Source organism: Pollutimonas bauzanensis, assembly GCF_040393045.1.
Classification (GTDB): domain Bacteria; phylum Pseudomonadota; class Gammaproteobacteria; order Burkholderiales; family Burkholderiaceae_B; genus Pollutimonas; species Pollutimonas bauzanensis_A.
On the sequence record NZ_JBEBUX010000076.1, the window covers coordinates 1 to 18,730 of the forward strand.

General features: G+C 54.5%; 17 protein-coding genes. 8 read left to right on the forward strand and 9 right to left on the reverse strand.

The features are described 5' to 3' along the window. On the reverse strand, positions 1-386 hold a 386-nt coding region (locus tag ABWO67_RS12535), incomplete at its 3' end, for a DNA translocase FtsK 4TM domain-containing protein (protein WP_353152052.1). A 44-nt stretch (positions 387-430) separates the two neighbouring features. On the opposite strand from ABWO67_RS12535, the gene trxB reads away from it, so the two are divergent. From trxB to ABWO67_RS12555, 4 genes are all read left to right on the forward strand, one after another. Further along, entirely contained in the window at positions 431-1,390 is a 960-nt protein-coding gene (gene trxB / locus ABWO67_RS12540; RefSeq protein WP_353152053.1) for a thioredoxin-disulfide reductase, read from the forward strand. Next, a complete protein-coding gene (locus ABWO67_RS12545) occupies positions 1,377-2,099 on the forward strand; it encodes a Smr/MutS family protein (RefSeq protein ID WP_353152054.1) in 723 nt (240 codons plus the stop codon). Before trxB ends, ABWO67_RS12545 begins: the two co-directional genes overlap by 14 nt. Before the next feature lie 36 nt (positions 2,100-2,135). Further along, entirely contained in the window at positions 2,136-2,465 is a 330-nt protein-coding gene (locus ABWO67_RS12550) for a DMT family transporter (RefSeq protein WP_353152055.1), read from the forward strand. 366 nt (positions 2,466-2,831) lie between these two features. Then, positions 2,832-3,536, forward strand: coding sequence for a response regulator (locus ABWO67_RS12555; RefSeq protein ID WP_502930011.1), 705 nt, complete (start codon positions 2,832-2,834; stop codon positions 3,534-3,536). On the opposite strand, the gene ABWO67_RS12560 is transcribed toward ABWO67_RS12555, so the two are convergent. Together ABWO67_RS12560 and ABWO67_RS12565 are read right to left on the reverse strand one after the other, a co-directional pair. Next, positions 3,486-5,216, reverse strand: coding sequence for an ATP-binding protein (locus ABWO67_RS12560; protein ID WP_353152057.1), 1,731 nt, complete (start codon positions 5,214-5,216; stop codon positions 3,486-3,488). The two genes, ABWO67_RS12555 and ABWO67_RS12560, sit on opposite strands and share 51 nt — an antisense overlap. A 128-nt stretch (positions 5,217-5,344) precedes the next feature. Further along, positions 5,345-8,005, reverse strand: a complete 2,661-nt coding sequence (locus ABWO67_RS12565) for a molybdopterin-dependent oxidoreductase (protein ID WP_353152058.1) — start codon at positions 8,003-8,005, stop codon at positions 5,345-5,347. Between the two features lie 211 nt (positions 8,006-8,216). On the opposite strand from ABWO67_RS12565, the gene ABWO67_RS12570 reads away from it, so the two are divergent. From ABWO67_RS12570 to ABWO67_RS12580, 3 genes are all read left to right on the forward strand, one after another. After that, on the forward strand, positions 8,217-9,800 hold the full coding sequence (locus tag ABWO67_RS12570) for an MDR family MFS transporter (protein ID WP_353152059.1): 1,584 nt from the start codon (positions 8,217-8,219) through the stop codon (positions 9,798-9,800). 105 nt (positions 9,801-9,905) lie between these two features. Continuing rightward, positions 9,906-10,661 carry a DUF4377 domain-containing protein gene (locus tag ABWO67_RS12575; RefSeq protein WP_353152060.1) on the forward strand — a complete coding sequence of 252 codons (756 nt, stop codon included), beginning with the start codon at positions 9,906-9,908 and terminating at the stop codon, positions 10,659-10,661. Between the two features lie 160 nt (positions 10,662-10,821). After that, positions 10,822-11,871 carry an asparaginase gene (locus tag ABWO67_RS12580; RefSeq protein ID WP_353152061.1) on the forward strand — a complete coding sequence of 350 codons (1,050 nt, stop codon included), beginning with the start codon at positions 10,822-10,824 and terminating at the stop codon, positions 11,869-11,871. A 76-nt stretch (positions 11,872-11,947) separates the two neighbouring features. Here the strand turns inward: ABWO67_RS12580 and acuI are convergent, their stop codons facing one another. The 3 genes from acuI to ABWO67_RS12595 all read right to left on the reverse strand — a co-directional run bounded on the left by acuI (position 11,948) and on the right by ABWO67_RS12595 (position 15,261). Next, positions 11,948-12,934 carry an acrylyl-CoA reductase (NADPH) gene (gene acuI / locus ABWO67_RS12585; protein ID WP_353152062.1) on the reverse strand — a complete coding sequence of 329 codons (987 nt, stop codon included), beginning with the start codon at positions 12,932-12,934 and terminating at the stop codon, positions 11,948-11,950. A gap of 83 nt (positions 12,935-13,017) precedes the next feature. Next, entirely contained in the window at positions 13,018-14,025 is a 1,008-nt protein-coding gene (locus ABWO67_RS12590) for a Bug family tripartite tricarboxylate transporter substrate binding protein (protein ID WP_353152063.1), read from the reverse strand. Positions 14,026-14,055: 30 nt separating this feature from the next. Continuing rightward, positions 14,056-15,261 (reverse strand): CaiB/BaiF CoA transferase family protein, encoded by a 1,206-nt coding sequence (locus ABWO67_RS12595; protein ID WP_353152064.1) that lies wholly within the window; start codon positions 15,259-15,261, stop codon positions 14,056-14,058. A gap of 110 nt (positions 15,262-15,371) precedes the next feature. Here ABWO67_RS12595 and ABWO67_RS12600 point away from each other — a divergent pair, with 110 nt between their 5' ends. After that, positions 15,372-16,325 (forward strand): LysR family transcriptional regulator, encoded by a 954-nt coding sequence (locus ABWO67_RS12600; RefSeq protein WP_353152068.1) that lies wholly within the window; start codon positions 15,372-15,374, stop codon positions 16,323-16,325. Here ABWO67_RS12600 and ABWO67_RS12605 read toward each other — a convergent pair. Genes ABWO67_RS12605 through ABWO67_RS12615 form a run of 3 tightly spaced genes read right to left on the reverse strand, consistent with a single transcriptional unit; the run spans position 16,279 to position 18,728 of the window. Beyond that, a complete protein-coding gene (locus ABWO67_RS12605) occupies positions 16,279-16,929 on the reverse strand; it encodes an SGNH/GDSL hydrolase family protein (protein ID WP_353152065.1) in 651 nt (216 codons plus the stop codon). The two genes, ABWO67_RS12600 and ABWO67_RS12605, sit on opposite strands and share 47 nt — an antisense overlap. 26 nt (positions 16,930-16,955) lie before the next feature. Then, positions 16,956-17,606: a dihydrofolate reductase family protein gene (locus ABWO67_RS12610; protein WP_353152066.1), complete on the reverse strand. Its 651-nt coding sequence runs from the start codon at positions 17,604-17,606 to the stop codon at positions 16,956-16,958. 42 nt (positions 17,607-17,648) lie between these two features. Next, positions 17,649-18,728 (reverse strand): branched-chain amino acid aminotransferase, encoded by a 1,080-nt coding sequence (locus ABWO67_RS12615; protein ID WP_353152067.1) that lies wholly within the window; start codon positions 18,726-18,728, stop codon positions 17,649-17,651. Positions 18,729-18,730 lie beyond the last annotated feature (2 nt).

The following is an 18,730-nucleotide window of genomic DNA, read 5'->3' on the forward strand; positions in this document are numbered from 1 at the left end:
ACCTCCCAGTGGACACGCGGCAGCGCTTCCGGTTGCGCCTTCGGCAATAAAACATTGGTGAGCCGGTAAAACCCCACCACCACGCGTTGCGCCAGCAGGACTACAAGCAGCCACGCCGAATACCCGAAGAGGAACAAGAGGAAGTCGGCAATGTGCGCCCCCAGCGTCCCGCCCCGATTCAGGGTGGCGGTAGCATGAACCGAATGCGACCACGCCGGGTCGGACGGGTTCCAACTTGCAAGAACCAATCCGAGCCATGCCGCAAGCGCGGCGAACACGATCCAGCGCGCTTCGCGAAGCAAACCTGACAGTCGAGACTGCAAGGGAGAAGGCCCATTGCGCACGTTGCGCGAGGAGCGAGGTGATGTAGCAGGTAATCTAGCCATAGACTCATTATAATTGGCTGTTCATGTTTTTCGGATTTTTTGCAATGACGACTCCCAAGCACGCCAAAGTTTTGATTCTAGGCTCAGGCCCAGCCGGCTATAGCGCCGCCGTATATGCGGCTCGCGCCAACTTGAATCCCGTACTGGTTACCGGATTGGAACAAGGGGGTCAACTGATGACGACCACCGACGTGGACAACTGGCCCGCCGACGCCCAAGGGGTGCAAGGCCCGGACCTGATGCAACGCTTCCAGGCCCACGCCGAGCGGTTCGACACCGAGATGGTATTCGATCATATCGCCAACGTCGACCTGTCCAAGCGCCCTTTTGCGCTTACCGGCGACACTGGCGCCCAATACACATGCGATTCGCTGATCATCGCCACCGGCGCCTCAGCGCAATACCTTGGCTTGCCAAGCGAACAAAGCTTCATGGGCCGAGGGGTTTCCGGCTGCGCCACCTGCGACGGGTTCTTCTATAAGAATCAAGATGTTATCGTTGTGGGCGGCGGCAACACCGCTGTCGAAGAGGCATTGTATTTATCCAACATTTGCCGCAGCGTCACCTTGGTGCATCGCCGCGACAAATTCCGTTCAGAGCCCATCATACTGGACAAACTGATGGAAAAAGTTGCTAACGGTAACATCAAGCTCAAGTTGTTTTACGAACTGGAAGAGGTTTTGGGCGACCAAACCGGCGTTACCGGGGCCCGCCTGCGCAACAACCAAACCAACATCACCGAAGACTTGGCGGTTACAGGCGTATTCATTGCAATCGGCCACAAGCCCAATACCGGCTTGTTCGAAGGCCAGCTCGACATGGCCAATGGCTACATCATCACCAAGGGTGGCCTAAACGGCATGGCCACCATGACATCGATACCCGGCGTATTTGCTGCCGGCGACGTTCAAGACCATGTCTACCGCCAGGCGATCACCAGCGCCGGCACAGGTTGTATGGCCGCCCTGGACGCACAGCGATGGCTGGAGAATGCGGGCAACTAAGAATAAGAAGGGGCCTGGCGCCAGCGCCAGGTCGGCCCGGCTGTCGCCACAGTTTGCAGGCTTACGCGGCATGTTGGCTCGCGCAAGTCAAAAAACGCATCCAGATGCTTCTAAACCGGCAGGAATGCGCGAGCCCCGCGTCAGCAAGCCGCTCGTCCCTGCCATTGATCCGGACGACAAAACGCTTTTTCGGCGGGCAATGAAAAGCGTGCAACCAATAAAAGATACTCGCAGGGCCATCCTGCCACCTGTCGCCCAGGCGCCCAGCGCCATACTGCGCGAGCGGCGGGAGCGAGCCGTAGGCGTTGACCGCCAAGCGCTTGCCCAGGTATCCGACCAGTACGCCCCTGCTAACGTCGAGAGTGACGATGCCAGTTTTGTACGTCTTGGACATGGCCCCGACCTGATCAAAGGCTTGAAACGCGGGAAATGGCTCATAGGTGCCACCCTGGATTTGCATGGCAACACGCTGGAAGAGGCCCGGGACCGGTTAGATCGCTTTTTATCGTCTTGCCTGACCCACCATATAAAATGCGTGCGGATAGTTCATGGTAAAGGGTATGGCTCTAAAGGCGGGGAGCCCATACTGAAGCAAACCGTCAGGCGCTGGCTGAGCCAGATGGCCGATGTCCTTGCCTATGCTGAATGTGCCGAGCACGATGGTGGATCGGGGGCCGTACAAGTCCTGTTGCGTGGCGACGGTACTTGAATAGCACTATATATAAGCAGTGACGAAAGGAATAATATGAGCTGGCTTTACCTGGCGATTGCCATTACCGCGGAAATTATCGCCACGACCGCCCTGAAAGCATCCGACGGGTTCTCACGTCTTTACCCTGCGATTGTCACCACAACGGGTTATGTGGTGGCATTTTATTTTCTCGCCCTTACTCTGAAAACCATTCCAGTAGGCGTAGCCTATGCAATCTGGTCGGGCGCGGGTATTGTGGCGATTTCACTGATAGGCTACGTCGTATTCAAGCAGACGCTGGATACCGCCGCGCTGATAGGAATCGGAATGATAGTCGCCGGGGTCGTGGTACTGAATGTCTTTTCAAAGTCCGCCATGCACTGACCAGGACTTTTGCAGGCTGTAATGACAAAGGCCGATAACATTGTTATCGGCCTTTGTGCCTTTATATTTTTTATGGGACCTGCAACTTTCTTATGTACCGATTTATCGGCTTGCCCATGCAGGGCTTTGTCTCCTCACCTGCATGGAACGCATTGTGCATGATTTTTCATAAGCTAACACTTAGGGAATGCACTAGGTTGGTGCGAATTTAATGCACGAATGCTACGCATCTGTGCATAAATGGGTGCCTGTATATCCATAACAAGAATAGATAGTTGAAACCTCATGGAACCCCAGGCCTATAATCGGCGTTTGCCGTTGCCGCTCTTGCGGGACCACAGCACACCGATCACTGATTTTCAAAAGATGAACACGCCCATCAAATTGCTTGTTGTAGACGACGACGCGATAACCTGCGCCCGGCACAAAGCCTACTTCGAAGGCCACGGCTATACGGTATCAGTAGCAAACAATGGTTCGGAGATGTGGCGTGCGTTTGAAACCGATCCGATCGCGCTAGTATTGTTAGACGTGGGTCTGCCAGGTAAAGATGGACTGGAGCTAGCGCGCGAGTTGCGTGCTCACGACGATTACCTGGGCATCATTCTTGTGACCGGGCGCGATGACGACGTAGATAAGATCGTAGGTCTGGAGTCCGGCGCCAACGATTATGTGACTAAGCCATTCAATTCGCGGGAATTGCTGGCGCGCGTGAAAATCGTTTTACGGGAAACGTACCGCCGACGTCCAGAGTCCGATGGAAATCAGCGCGTATTCGGAGGCTGGACTCTGGATCTGTCCTACCGCAAGCTGCTGGACGACAAAGGCGAAGAAATAATGCTTCCCAAGGGCGAAATGGACTTGCTCACCACACTCGCACGCCGTCCCGGCATTGCCATAGAACGCGCACGACTAATGCAGAGCGTAAGCCAGCGTCCATGGGACGCAACAGACCGCAGCATAGACGTACTGATATCCAGGTTACGCAAAAAACTGGAGCTTGACCCTAAAAACCCCCAGCTAATCGTTACGGTGCGTAGCGAGGGTTATGCTTTGATCGCCAACGCCTAACACCACTAACCGCAACGCGTCGCAACTATCCTGACATAGCAATTCAAGCTCGTCCACCAACCTCGCCGCCGCGGCTGTGTCCACTGCCCTCTCGGCCGCTACTTTTTGCAAATTGCGTGCAGTTCCAATAACGCGAACCATGCCCAGATTGGCAGCTGCGCCTTGCAATCGATGCGCGCACGCCGAAACAGATGTCCAGTTCCGATGTGCCGCTGCAGTACTGATCTCGCCCAGCGTCGTTGCAATGCTGGACCGGAACATATTCAACAACTCCAACAGCATGCTGACGCCCAAATCCTCAATCTCGGCATGGATCCAGGCCATATCCAGTAAAGATGCCGGATCAACCCTGTTTGCCTGTATGCTCGCACGACGCACCGGCTCTGGGACTACCACAACGCCGGTGGGGCCGGCCGTCGCCAAATGTAGTGCGCTATTCAACTCTGCAGAAGTAAAAGGCTTACTCAGAAAAGCCGATGCGCCAGAAATCAAGGCGCGTTCCATAGCATCGTGTGAAACATCCGCCGACATCACAATAACTGGCACGTTTTTCCACCGCATCCCATCCAGCTCGCGAATCTGCTGGGCCAGGTCTATGCCGGAAATACCCGGAAGATTCAAGTCCATAAGAATTGCGTCGATGGTACGCTGCTGCCCTTGCATGATATGCAGCACCTGGCGCCCGTCCCCTGCCACCAACGGATGATGGCCATTCAGCGCCAGATATCGAGTACATACCAGCCGATGAATCTCGTCGTCCTCGACCACTAATACCGTCAGGGAGCGCAACTGGTCCGTCAGTATCCCATCAAGGTTTCCGTCCGCAAACTCGGGCGGGTTCAGTGCGATTTCAAAATCCAGACAAAAGCTGACACATGTGCCTTCGTTCGGCGCGCTAACCAGCGATATCGTGCCGCCCATGGACTGAATCAACCGTTGGCAAATAGCCAATCCCAAGCCAGTGCCTCCGCGACGGCCTCCGTCCACATCTTCGGCCTGAACGAAAGGCTTGAATATTTCCTCGCACTGATCAGCAGGCACACCAATACCGGTGTCAGTTACCGAAAAGCTCAACTGCACTTTTCCGCTAGCCAAATTGCGGCGACTGACCGAAACCGTGACGGATCCCTCATCGGTGAACTTAATAGCATTGCCAATGATATTAAGCAACACCTGGTTCAGCTTGCGGCGGTCACCAAAAAGCACATCAGGCACATCCAGGTCAACATCGCGAATCAATGCCACGCCGCGAGTTTGCGCCTGTATAGTTTGCAGCGACATCATGTCATCGATAGCGATGCGCAAATTAAAGGGCAGTATTTGTGTATCAATCTTTCCCGCTTCAATACGCGAGAAAGTCAGCATATCGTCCAGGATTTCCAGCAGAGTCGTATTCGCATAGGAAATCATGCGTGCATATTCGCGCTGGCGCGTGTCCAGCCCGGTCTCCTTCAGCAGCTGCACAGCACCGCTGATGCCAGTCAACGGCGTGCGCAGTTCGTGACTAAGCGATGCCAGGAATACATTCTTGGCCGTATTCGCCTCGGTAGACTCTTGCAGTGCCCGAGAATGTCTGGCTACCTCGCGCTCAAGCGGAACCCGGGTTCGTTCCTCCAGCCCGTTAAACCGCTTGACCAAGCGGCATACAAAGTAAATCCAGGCCAGAATAACAACAGCCATGCACAGCAAGGTTATCCAATAAACCGTAGGAATAATTTTCCCTTTTCATGACAACAGTTGACAAAGAAAAGCCCGGCCTTGCGGCCGGGCTGCATAGCATGCGAAGTTAGCACCAGACTGTTCTCTGGTTAGCCGGGCACGGCATCCTTTGCATTCTTGGCAAGGAATTCCAATACCAGTTTTCTCTCCGCGTCATCCAGACCTGCACGCGGGAACATGCTTTGCGTAATACCCATCCATTGACTCATTGTATAGTCGCCGGGCTCACGCGCAACGTGACATAGCGTGCATCGGCCATAGAACAACTTTTCACCTGGCGTCATGGTGCCCAGCGTAGCGCCTTTCAAGTTGAACGCACGGGTACCCAGGTCCATTGCTGCTATATTCAACGCCAGGTCTTTCGACTCTTCAATAACAGGCGGCTCGAAGGCGCGATTCTCAGACTCTGGGTCCGTGCATTTTTTCAGACTGGCGATGCAGGTATTCGCGCTGGTTGCCTGGCTGAGTCCGCTGGCGGGAACACTGGTCGTGATGACGTTGATGGATCCGCTATTACAGCGGCCCTTCGAGTCCAATTGTATCCAGCCCCCCTCTTCCAGACTGGCTACGCCTTTCATGATCTGATCGGTGACACGAGCACCAGCGATTACCGCACCACGCTCATTGAAAAGCTCGACCAAGTCACCATTATTAATGCCGTTGGCCTTAGCGTCCTCGATACTGATCAGCACATGCTGACGTCCCTGGATATGCTCTTCGTTACGAAGATCCGTATTGGCCATTTGCGAATGCAGACGATTGAACGGATGCGGACTCACAACGTGAACCTGCCCTGGCTTGGCATTCCCCAGATATTCGATGGGTTCCAGAAATTTCGGAATGGGCGGGCAATCAGCGACATTGGCCTTGTCGATCACGTCGCAATACAGTTCAATTTTTCCGGACTTGGTGTGCAAAGGGTATTTCTGCGGATCGGTATAGAAATCGCCATGGCGCACCCATTGACGCATGGGCTCGGGCACATCCAGCTTGACATGGCCCTTCTCCCAGAACTCTTCGAAAGGTACGCCAGGATCGGCATGGGCATACGCGTTCTTCAAGATCTGTTCGACCGTCAGGCCTTCGGTGAACTGGAAGCCAACCCCCATCAGATCACCCAGACGCTTGAAGATCTCGAAGTCATCCAGGCTTTCGCCGTAAGGTTCGATAACCTTGCGCATGGCATAGATTTTGTCGTTGCCGTAGGTACCGCCCGAACTCATATCATCGCGCTCCAGCGCGGATGTAGCGGGCAGCACGATATCGGCAAACCGCGACGAGGCGCACCACCACGGATCTTGGCAAATAAACGTTTGCACTTGCTGGTTAAGGGCGCGCAATAGCTCGTTAGTGTCCTGCTGGTGCGACATCACATTATTGCCGGATGTATAAACCAGCTTGACGTCGGGGAAGGTATCTTCTGTACCGTCACGGGTGTATTTTTTGCCGGGGTTGAGCAACATTTCGCTGATTCGCGATGCCGGGCAGCGCGTCGTCAGCGGGTTACGGCCCTGCGGAATGCCGATAGGCATGACCTTGGTCGACTGCGGCATACCGCCGCCGCCATAGTGCCAACTGAAGCCCACGCCTTCGCCGGGTTTGCCAATCTTGCCCAGAATGGCAGCCATGTTGACGGCGGCCCAATGCGGCATTTCGCCATGGTGAGCACGCTGCAACGACCAGCCCAAAGCAAACTGCGTGCGCTTGCTGGCGAAAAGCTCGGCCATCTCGATGATTTTCTGCGCGGGAATCCCCGTAATCGCGGCTGCCCACTCGGGCGTCTTGGCCGGCGTGCCGTCGGCATCCTTGCCCAGCAGGTAAGGCAGGAATTTATCGAACCCGACCGTGTACTTGTCCAGATATGCTTGGTCATGCTTGCCTGTGGTGTAGGCATGATAAGAAATGGCCAGGAACAACGCCGTATCCGTATTCGGGACGATTTTCACCCATTCCGAATCCATGGCTACATCGGTAGTCGTATATTGCGGATTGATGGAAATGAACTTGACGCCCCTTTCCTTTATCTTCTGCCAGCGCGGATACATCTGGTGATCGGCCACTGTGAATTCAACCCGGTTATTCTTCCAGGGATCACAACCCACCCAAACCATGACCTCGGTCTTTTCCGCGACGACTTCCCAGGCAGTTTGCGGAGAATACACTTCCATGTCGCCAATGATATGCGGCAAGCTGATTTGCGACGCACCTGCGGAATAATCTCCGGTGGTGACTGAATGTCCGCCAATCAGATTGAACAACCGGCCCTGCAACACTTGCGGGCGCAACAACCCGGCATGCGACCAGCCGCCGTACGAGGCGCTGAACAACGCCTGGTTGCCGTGCTTTTCGGCTGTCGTCAGAATGGCATTAGCGGTGATTGCCAGGGCTTCGTCCCAGCTAACGCGCACAAACGGCTCCTTACCGCGCAAGTGCGGCTTGGTATCGCCCGTAGGATTAGCCAGGTACGACTTGCGTATCATGGGATATTTGACGCGAGTCTTATGGTAGACCCGGCCCAGCAAGCCTTCGGTCAACATCTTGGTCGGCATGGCGTCGAGCTCTGGCAAGGGCTGCACCCCGACCAACACACCGTCCTTCACCACCGCCTTGAACGGACCCCAATGGCTTGCACTGGGAATCGTCACGGTATCTGCGGCGAACACTTCGCCAGCGCCGAACCAGGTCAGGCCATTGGCGGCTACCGCCGACGCTACCGTGGTTTTAAGAAATCGTCGTCTTGTGAACTGCATAATGAATCCCCGCTAAACGTCGGCTTCCGTATGAAACCTACCTCATTGAAACAAGTGTACAAATGCGCCATGAACGCGCAGCCCACTCTTGTTAACCAACGAAGGAGATTTGTTAACAGCCGTTCACAGGTAGCCTGGGAACATGCCGTTCGTAGCGGGTAAACTACCGTCAACGAGGCGGTCGCATATCTGCGCCTGCGAGGAACCCATAATGAATGAAGCAAACCAGCGCCTGGTCCACACAACCCTGGCCGGCGAAGGCAACAACGTCGCGTCAAGCCAGAATAAAGCGCCGGACATTAAAGTTTTTTCACCCGCCGAAGTGCGCTCCGTTATCGTGGGCTTGATGCTGGCAATTATGCTGGGCGCTCTGGACCAGACCATCATTTCGGTCGCGCTGCCCATGATGGCCGCCGACCTGCAGGGGGTAGATCTTCTGGCTTGGGTGGTCTCGGGTTACCTAATTGCCGTGGCAGTAGCTACACCGATTTACGGAAAACTGGGCGATTTGTACGGGCGGCGCGTCGTACTGTCATCCGCCATTGCCATTTTCCTGCTTGCATCGATTGCCTGCGCCTTGGCGCCAAGCATGCCCTTCCTGGTGGCCGCGCGCATTCTGCAAGGGCTGGGCGGAGGCGGCTTGATTTCCGTAGCCCAGGCCATTATTGCCGACGTTGTCGCGCCCAGGGATCGGGGCCGCTACCAAGGCTATATCAGTGCGGCATTCGCGGTAGCCAGCGTGTCGGGCCCATTACTGGGCGGCATCCTGACATCCTACCTGTCGTGGCGCTGGGTATTCTGGATCAACCTCCCCCTGGGCGCTGCAGCCATGATCATTTCGCGTCGCGCCCTAACGCGACTCCCTGTTCCGCGCATCAAGCGCCCCGTCGACTATCCCGGTGCGGTATTAATGACTGCGGCCTTGACCCCCTTATTGGTGGGCATTACCCGTGTAGGCCAAGGTGCACCATGGCTGGACAGCCTGAACGTGCAATTGCTGATCGCCACCGGCGTGGCGCTCGTATTATTCCTGTGGCAGGAAAGACGTGCCATCGAACCGCTGCTGCCCTTGGCTATCTTGCGCAATTCAACGGTTTCACTGTCGTGCGCGGCCATGTTCATCGCCTTCATTCTGATCATATCGATGTCTGTGCTGATACCGCTGCGGGCTCAAATGCTGTTGGGCGTCCGGGCCGACACGGCAGCGCTGCTGTTATTGCCTTTTTCGTTAGGCATCCCGGTCGGCGCATATATTGGCGGCAAACTCTCTGCTTACATCGGCCGGGTCAAACGCATTCAGCTATGCGGCGCCATAGGCGTTGCAACTGCCATGTTGGGATTGGCCTTCATTGACACTCACACCACAGCCTTGAACCTGTTCTGCGTCGCCGCGATTGGTATTTCAATAGGCGTCCAGCTGCCTACCACTACCGTAGCGGCACAAAACGCCGTGGCGCAGAGACATGTCGGGGTCGTCACCGCCGTTATTGTGTTCAGCCGGTCTTTGGGGGCTGCTATCGGCATCGCCGTGCTGATGGCGGTTCTTATGGCAACATTGCATACCATGGCGCCCTCCTCGTTAGGCTCGCTATCAGGCGCCGAGATCATCAAAGCGATGATGGGCGAAGCAAAAATTGACTTGAGCTCGATGATAAGAAATGAGCTTATGGCATCGGTAGAGCACGCTTTTCAAAAAATATTCATGCTTGCCGCCGCCATCGCCAGCGCATCAATCATCTTCTGCCTGTTGCTGCGCGACGTCCCGCTGGCGGAAAGCATCGCACGATCGGAATAACGCCAGTGCTTGCCTTTTGTTACCTGATCAAGCGCCGGTTTGCCGCTCACCGGCTATTCGGGTACAACAAGACCTTCTTATTTTCTAGACACAATGGAACATCATATGAAGCGTTCTATCTTCTGGCTATGCTCCGCCTTGGCACTCCAAGGCTTGGCGGCATGCGCCCAACAAGGCGGCGCAACGCCGGACACGGCAGCATCGGCTGACACCCTTACTGCCTACCATTGGCAATTGGAACAAGCGCCAGCCAAGCCCGTACAACTGACTTTCGCGGATCAGCGCCTGGTCGTCAGCGGATTGTGCAACACCCTTGGCGCCAGCTACAACATCAATGGCCACAAGATGACAGTTCAGCAAGTGGTCGGAACGCTGCGCATGTGCCAAGACCCTGCCCTGATGAAATACGAACAAGAAGTCGGCACCCGTCTGGAAAAAATCGCGTCCTGGGGCATTACCGGCGCGGTCCCGCAGGGCTCAACCCAGGCTCCGGTACTAACGTTGAAATTCAATGATGGCGACCAATGGGTGCTTAACGGCAAACCCACCAACGAAACCAAATATGGCTCCGCCGGTGAAACCGTCTTCCTGGAAGTCCAGCCGCAGTTGGCGCCCTGCCATCACCCCCTGATCGCTGACAAGCAATGCCTGAAAGTACGCACGGTTGAATATGATGCAGCCGGCCTGAAGACCAAGCTGGGCGAATGGGAACTGTTCTACGACGAGATAGAAGGCTATCAACATGAAGCCGGCGTGCGCAACATTCTGCGCGTCAAACGCTACAACCGCGCCAACCCGCCCGCCGATGCATCGCGCTATGCGTATGTATTGGACATGACGGTAGAAAGCGAAAGGAAATAGATCGTTTGCCCGTTACGCCAGCCAAGCGCAGCGTAACGGGACTGCCCACCCTCGGACAAACCCTCATTTACGTCGCCATAAGAAGCAGCAAGACTTAACCGATTTGCCATATGGCACGGCTGACTTGGCGCGAATGCCACATATAAAAGGGAGATCGAAGGTGACGCTTAATAAACTTATATCGGGTCTGTTGTTCTTGACAGCAGCCACCACTGCAGCGGCGCAGCAAAAACCAGTCGTCCAGTTCATTGCAACCGGCGGCACCATCGCCATGAAGATTGATCCGGTCAAGGGGGCGCCCGTGCCTGCCATTTCCGGAGAAGACCTGCTGGCCACCGTACCTGATGTTGGCAAGTATGCAGAGATACGTGTCAACAGCCTTTCCAACGTGCCATCAGACTATATGGATCCACCGCGCTGGGTAGAGCTGACAAAGGCAGTGCAAAAAGCACTGGACCAGCCTGAAGTTGCAGGCGTGATTGTCTCGCACGGTACGGACACCCTTGAGGAAACCGCGTTCTGGCTGGACCTGACCATCAAATCTGAAAAACCTGTCACCCTGATTGGAGCGCAGCGGAATGCCTCGTCGCCTGACTTCGATGGGCCGCGCAACCTGCTGAATGCTGTTCGTATTTCCGTAGACGAACAATCCAGGAACAAGGGCGTATTACTCGCGATGAATAATCAGATCAATGCCGCCCGCTACGTCAGAAAAACGCATACCGCGAATGTAGAAACCTTTAATTCCGGTGATTTTGGCTTCATCGGGGAAGTCTATCCTGATCGCGTAATCTATGCCTACCAGCCGGTTCGCAGGCAGCACTTGGCGCTCAACGAGCAGGAAATGCCGGCGGTCGAAATTTTCCCGATGTACGGCGGTGCGGACGGCATCGCGCTACGCAATGCGGTGGACCGCAGCGTCAAGGGTATCGTGGTGCAGGCGCTCGGCATGGGCAACATGAATCAGCCCATGTTTGAAGCGGTGAAGTATGCGATATCAAAGGATATCCCCGTTGTGATCGCTACGCGTGTGTACAACGGACGGGTATTGCCCAACTATGGTTTCGAAGGTGGCGGGAAAACGCTTGCTGATGCAGGCGCCGTCATGGCGGATGATCTAAGCCCGCCCAAAGCACGCATCCTGCTGATGCTGGCCCTACAGGGGGGTGTAAAGGGCCAGGCGGACTTGCAAGCACTCTTTGATAAGTAAAGTAAAGAGCCTTCTTTTCCGACGTTAGGAACTGAACTCTAGGTTCTCGGCAACGTTGGACGCGTGGTTGGAAAGATCAAGTATCCACCTTTACAACAACGCGTCCTTTAATACGCCCTGCCAGCAGGTTTCCCGCCTCTTCTATAACCTCATTCAAAGATATTTCAGCAGAGATTTGATCGCGTAATGCTGCATCCGTTTCTTCTGCCAGGCATTGCCAAGCCTTATCCCTAATTGGCTTGGGAGCATAGACACTGTCAATTCCGACCAATGAAACACCTCGAAGAATAAACGGGGCAACGGTTGTTGGAAGATCCATGCCCTGCGCTAGCCCGCAGGCAGTGATAACACCGCCATACCGAGTTTGTGCACAGACGTTAGCCAGCGTGTGGCTACCCACACTATCGATCGCTCCCGCCCATAATTCTTTTTGCAGGGGCTTTCCCTTTTCGCCCAAAGAGCAACGATCAATAACTTCTTTGGCACCTAAGGAACGAAGCCTGTCTGCCTCCCCCATTCTCCCAGTCGACGCCGTCACTTGGTAACCGCGTCGGGCTAGCAAGGCAATAGAAAAACTGCCGACCCCACCATTGGCTCCTGTGACCAATATCGGGCCGCTCTGGGGCGTAACGCCATGGCGCTCTAATGCAAGGACTGAAAGCATTGCGGTATAGCCCGCTGTCCCAATGGCCATTGCGTCGCGCGCAGACAGCCCTTCTGGCAATACAGTCAACCACGCGGATGGCACACATGCACGCTGCGCTAGCCCGCCCCAATGTGTCTCCCCCATTCCATGCCCATTGACCAGAACCAATGTTCCCGGCTTCAGGTTCGCGTCATTGCTCCGCTCAATCGTCCCGGCCAGATCTATGCCGGGCACCATAGGCCATTTACGTACGACCGGACCTTTACCCGTGATAGCCAACGCATCCTTATAATTCAGTGTTGAATATTCAACACTCAGCTCTACTTCGCTTTCGGGTAGCAAGGATCGATCAACCATTTCAACGGAGGGATGCGTGGTTCCGTCTTCGTTTTGACGCAAAACGATAGCTTTAAACATGGTTTTCCTTTATTGAATCCAACTTAAAAACTTGTCTACTTGAAGATATATATTCCAGCGGGGACAGATGGATTAGTGGGCACTCAGTCAACTTTTGCTCCCGACTCGCGAACAATTTCGCCCCACTTGAGGTAATCGCTATTAAGTAATTTCGCAAACTCCTCAACCGATGAGGGCCGCGGAACAGCACCAATTGACTGCAAAGCGCTCTGGATTTTTGAGTCCTCCAAGATTAGCTGAAGCTCCTTATTTACTTTATTGACAATTTCCGTTGGCGTTCCTTTTGGAAACAGCATCCCTAACCAGGCACTCGCAACAAAATTCGGTACGCCCGATTCGATCATGGTAGGAGTATCGGGTAAAAGTGCCATGCGCTCAGGCATTGCTACGGCGAGCAGTTTCAGACGCTTGGCGTCAATCAGCGGTTTAGTCACTGCGATGGTATCGAAGCCAACCGATACATTTCCTGCCACCAGATCCACCATGGCACGCGGGCTTCCTTTGTATGGCACATGTATCAAGGAAATGCTCTTATCGCGTTGGAGTAGCTCCATCGCCAGATGAGACAAAGTGCCATTGCCTGAAGATGAAAAATTGAGTTTATCTGGATGTGCTTTTGCGTAAGCGAAGAACTCATTTGGCGTATCAAAAGGCGCCTGTGAAGTAGCAACCAAAACCAGGGGCAAATCCACTACCAGCCCTATAGGTTCGAAATCCTTTAAAGTGTCATAGCCAACCGATTTATAAAGATGAGGGTTGGTGACAAGAGAGGCTGTCGCGGACAACATCATTTGATAGCCATCCGGAGCCGCCCTGGCCAGTTGCGCCAACGCCAAACTCCCACCTTGTCCTGGACGGTTTTCTACAATAAACGACTGGGACATCGACTGTGAAAGCCGCTCAGCCACTAAACGTGCAACGCTATCGGTAGCTTGACCTGCGGGAAAACCCACCAGAATTTTTACGGGCTTATCTGGATAAGCGGCCTTTGCCACGCCAAAACTGACAGACACGCTGAACAATAATGCTACAAGCAACTGCGACATATATTTCATTTTTTGCCTCTTCTCTTTATATTTATTTAACGACATGCCCGGCCACTCAAAGTGCACTACAACATCTCAGATGACTTTGGCGCCGCGCAGTGACGCAATATCCGCATCACTCAAACCCAGGCTCTGGAAAACTTCTGTATTGTGCTGGCCTAGAGAAGGTCCGGCACACCGAATGGCGCCCGGGGTCTCCGAAAAAATAGGTACTACATTCTGCATGCGTACAGGTCCAAGCTCTTCATCGTGTACTTCGACAATGGCCTGTCTGGCAGCAAACTGCGGATCCTCGAAAATATCGGCTATATCGTAAATAGGGCTGAACCCGACCTCGTGCTTATCTAACAGTTCAGCCAGTTCTGAAATCGAATGCTTGCCAACCTCTGCTTTGATGATCTGGTCGAGCGCTTCCCTATTCTCCACTCTCATCTGGTTAGTGATAAAAAGTGCGTTATCAATTAAGTCGGGACGGCCAAGTGCTGTACAAAGACGCTCATAAATGCGTTGCGTGGAGGCTGCTATAGATGCCCAGCGGCCGTCGCAAGTTTGATACACATTACCTGGCGATGCATACTGACTGAAATTACCTGAGCGTTGCCGCACTACACCAAGCTGGTCATATTCAATAGGCAAAAAATCCAAAATACGGAACATCGACTCCATCAATGAACAATCAATTTCCTGTCCCTTGCGCTCACCTGTGGCATGTTGATGATGCAATGCACTAAGAATCCCCACTGCCCCGAACAATCCGGCAACAGCGTCAGCAACCGGAAAGCCCATATGCATCGGCGGGCCGTCTGCAGCGCCACAGATATTGGTAAAACCGGTCATCGCTTCGAAAACGCGTGCGAAGCCTGGCTTGTTACGGTAGGGACCTGTCTGGCCAAAACCCGTGATACGCAAAATAGTCAGGCCAGGGTTAATGCTGTGCATCCACTCTCTGGTAAGCCCCCAAGCATCCAACGTACCAGGTCGAAAATTCTCAACCAATACATCGTATTCGGGTAGCAACTTACCAATAAGCTCTCGCCCCTGCTCCTGACGTAAGTCCACCGAAATGCCACGCTTATTACGATTAGTGACTTTCCACCAAAGCGGCACACCATTTTTATGTGGGGTCAGCGCTCTCAGGCCGTCTCCCTGAACTGGCATCTCTACTTTCAGCACGATCGCCCCGAGGTCGGCCAAAAGCGTTGAGGCGAGCGGGCCCGCTACAACCGTCGATAAATCAAGAATGCGAAGGCCTTGCAATGGGCCAGTAATATTAGAGGTCATGGACATTCAAGTAAGATGCAAAGTAGAAGGTCGTTTGAGTATAGTGACCGTCGATCAAATCTTGAATACAGATAACTAAGATATCAGCCATGCCAATTTCAGATAGCTCTATGTTGGATTTGAGGAGTTTGCGATGCTTTGCTTACGCGGCAGAGCGAGGTAGCCTCACGAGTGCGGCCACATCAATGGGCATTGCACAATCAGCCTTGAGCAGGCACATTTCCCAGTTGGAAGCGATATTAGGAGGCCGGCTCTTTTATCGTACGGGCAGAGGTGTCGAACTGACTGAGCTCGGCCAGACTTTACTTCCACGGACAGAAATCATGCTGCGGGAAGCGCGTGAGTTGCTTGATGCTGCAAAAGCAATCCAGCATAGGCCAACCGGGGTAGTCAACGTGGCGTTGATACCATCAATGTCAAAGCCTCTTGTCGGACTTTTGCTTAATTGTTTACAAAAGGAATTTCCCGAAATACACATACGCGCATTTGAGGCCTATAGCGGCGAGGTTGAGACCATGCTGGCGGAGGGCAGAGTTGATATCGGTATATTTAATCGGTATCGCCCCTTAAAGCGGGAAACTCAAGATGCCATCTTCAGTAGCACGATGTGCCTTGTCGGGAAAGCCGGATCCAAAGTATCCGACATCAAGTCGGCACGTTTTAGTACAGTCGGAGCGCTTCCCTTGGCCTTACCAACCCGGCCCAATAGCATGCGCTCATTCTTTGACGAAATTGCCAACAAGCAACGACTACAACTGAATGTTGTGCTGGAAGCCAGCACCAGCGCAATCATTAAAGACGCAGTGCTCAATTGCAATCTCTACAGCGTACTGCCACCACACGCAGTAAAAGACGAACTTGCAACAGGCCTTCTAGTTGCCATACCTGTCACTCACCCCGTAGTACGGCAAGTTACCTTTGTCGACGCGACACCGCGACATCCAATGACAGGGGCCTCTAGAGAAGTGCTACGCCTATTACAAATGCTGGTTCAACAACTCGATAAAGACGAAACCACTAGCGCCCGCTTTCTGCCAGCAACGGCTTCACAACGTCCGAGATAGCCTGACCAAGAACCAAGTGCTGGTCAAGGTCGAGATGGACGCCGTCGACTTTGCTGGACGTGACCACACTGCCAGCATCGAAAAAATCACAATCAAGCTCTGCGCTGACTTGCTTATAAGCGTCAGCCAATCCTATGCATTTACGTTCCCCGCCTTCAAACTTGGGGGCAATCGGTCCTTTCGGCGTTTGGATGGCTGGCGGGGCAACCACCAGTATTCGGGGTATGGGCATCGTCGGCTCTATGGGGGCAAAGCGGATGGCCGATACGAGCGCCGCAATCCCTTGGGATGACTGCCAGGCATTATGTTGATGCATGGATTGAAAATCGTTTGTTCCCAGCATCAACACAACAAGATCAAGCGGCGAGTGGATTTCAATGCGTTGCGCCAGGCCCGTAAGCCCATTTCGTCCCGGCTTGAATGGATCGTCCCAGACGGTGCGCCGGCCGTTAAGGCAGTCTTCAATGACGCGAACATGATTCCCTTTGACGTTAAGCGCAATTTCCATCACTCCCGGCCAACGTTGATCGAAAGGCAGTCGGTTGCGTGTAGTAGGAATAATGCCCCACGATAGCGAATCAGAGTAGACAAGGACATGCTGCATTTGGGCTCCTTCAGAAATAGTTCGCACTACCCACGGCGCCGTAAAACAATATGCGTGGCCTTCTCCGAGGCTACGGATTCAACGCACTCGTATCCCAGAGCCCGCAAGTCAACCCCTTCATACAGCGGCTCTCCCCGGCCGAGCAGGACAGGCGCGATAGCAATGTGCAGTTCATCAATGAGGCCCTCACGAAGATACTGCCGTATTGTGTCCGGCCCACCGCCGATCCGCACATCCATTCCCGCAGCGGCCTCGCGTGCACGATCCAACGCCTCGCGCATGCCGTCTGTTATGAAGTGGAACGTCGTGCCGCCTTCCATCTCGATGGGCGGCCGAGCATAATGGGTCAAGATGAAGACTGGAACGTGATATGGTGGATTGTCTCCCCACCAGCCCTTCCAGTTGGTGTCCGGCCAGCCCCCACGAGTGGGGCTGAACATGTTCCTTCCAAGAATCCAGGCCCCAACATTCTGAAATCCGCGGGCGGCGAAATCATCGTCAATTCCGGTCGTACCGCTGTCCTTGCCGAACAAGGCCCTCTGGAACGTGCGTGTTGGGAATAGCCATTGGTGCAGCTCCGTCCCGCCAACACCGAGCGGATTGTCGATGTCTTGATTCGGACCTGCCCCGTAGCCGTCGAGCGAAATGGTAAAACCCTCAACGCGAACCCGTGTCATCGTTTGCCTCCGTTTAGACGCCCAACACGTAAATCAACGAATCTACACCAGGCGGGTCATCCAGCCATGGCGGTCGGGTGCTTTGCCGTATTGGATATCGGTCAGTTCTTTGCGCAGCGACATCGTCACTTCGCCGGCCGGCGCGGATTCGTTGCCGACCGTAAAGTCCTTGCTTTTCAGCAACGTGATCGGAGTCACTACTGCGGCGGTGCCGCAAGCAAACACTTCACTGATGTCCCCGGATGCCACGCCCTCACGCCATTCGTCGATGGAAATGTTGCGCTCTTCTACGGCGTGTCCGCGATCGCGTGCCAACTGGATGATGCTTAAACGCGTGATGCCTTCCAGTATGCTGCCCGACAATGAAGGTGTCAGCAGCGTGCCGTCCTTGCGCACCAGGAAAATATTCATGCCGCCCAGCTCTTCAAGGTATTTACCTTCGACCGGATCCAGAAACAGGACTTGGGCGCAGCCATGTTCAGACGCCTCTTGCTGAGGCAATAGCGACGCAGCGTAATTTCCACCGCACTTGGCTGCTCCTGTGCCCCCTTTGGCGGCACGGGCATACTCGGTCGAAAGCCAGATCGATACGGGTGCGACGCCCTGCGCAAAATACGGGCCGGCCGGGCTTGCAATGACGTAATAAGCCGCTTTCTGTGCTGCCCGGACGCCTAGAAAGCTTTCATTGGCGATCATGAACGGACGGATGTAAAGACTGGCCTCGGACCCCGAAGGCACCCAGGTAGCGTCGGTTTTTACCAATTGGCGCAACGACTCGACGAACACATCCTGGGGCAATTCAGGAAGCGCCAGGCGATGCGCAGAACGCTGCATGCGCGCCGCGTTGGCCTCGGGGCGGAATGTCCAGACCGAACCGTCGGCATGCCGGAAGGCCTTCAGCCCTTCGAAGATTTCCTGGGCATAGTGCAGGACCGACGCTGCTGGATCAAGCATCAGCGGGCCGTAAGGCCGGACTTCCGCATTGTGCCAACCCTGTGCTGGCGTCCAATCAATCGCGACCATGTGATCGGTGAAGTGCTTGCCGAAGCCCGGGCTGGCCAAAATCGCTTCGCGCTCGGCCAGGGTGCGCGGGGAGGAAGAGAGAGTATGGCGAAAGGCCAGAG

Bases quoted from the DNA above. Each gene is read 5' to 3' on its own strand.
- ABWO67_RS12600 (WP_353152068.1), top strand. From the start codon at position 15,372: ATGTTGGATTTGAGGAGTTTGCGATGCTTTGCTTACGCGGCAGAGCGA.
- ABWO67_RS12570 (WP_353152059.1), top strand. From the start codon at position 8,217: ATGAATGAAGCAAACCAGCGCCTGGTCCACACAACCCTGGCCGGCGAA.
- ABWO67_RS12610 (WP_353152066.1), bottom strand. From the start codon at position 17,606: ATGACACGGGTTCGCGTTGAGGGTTTTACCATTTCGCTCGACGGCTAC.
- trxB (WP_353152053.1), top strand. From the start codon at position 431: ATGACGACTCCCAAGCACGCCAAAGTTTTGATTCTAGGCTCAGGCCCA.
- ABWO67_RS12555 (WP_502930011.1), top strand. From the start codon at position 2,832: ATGAACACGCCCATCAAATTGCTTGTTGTAGACGACGACGCGATAACC.
- acuI (WP_353152062.1), bottom strand. From the start codon at position 12,934: ATGTTTAAAGCTATCGTTTTGCGTCAAAACGAAGACGGAACCACGCAT.
- ABWO67_RS12605 (WP_353152065.1), bottom strand. From the start codon at position 16,929: ATGCAGCATGTCCTTGTCTACTCTGATTCGCTATCGTGGGGCATTATT.
- ABWO67_RS12595 (WP_353152064.1), bottom strand. From the start codon at position 15,261: ATGACCTCTAATATTACTGGCCCATTGCAAGGCCTTCGCATTCTTGAT.
- ABWO67_RS12590 (WP_353152063.1), bottom strand. From the start codon at position 14,025: ATGTCGTTAAATAAATATAAAGAGAAGAGGCAAAAAATGAAATATATG.
- ABWO67_RS12560 (WP_353152057.1), bottom strand. From the start codon at position 5,216: ATGGCTGTTGTTATTCTGGCCTGGATTTACTTTGTATGCCGCTTGGTC.
- ABWO67_RS12575 (WP_353152060.1), top strand. From the start codon at position 9,906: ATGAAGCGTTCTATCTTCTGGCTATGCTCCGCCTTGGCACTCCAAGGC.
- ABWO67_RS12550 (WP_353152055.1), top strand. From the start codon at position 2,136: ATGAGCTGGCTTTACCTGGCGATTGCCATTACCGCGGAAATTATCGCC.
- ABWO67_RS12545 (WP_353152054.1), top strand. From the start codon at position 1,377: ATGCGGGCAACTAAGAATAAGAAGGGGCCTGGCGCCAGCGCCAGGTCG.
- ABWO67_RS12565 (WP_353152058.1), bottom strand. From the start codon at position 8,005: ATGCAGTTCACAAGACGACGATTTCTTAAAACCACGGTAGCGTCGGCG.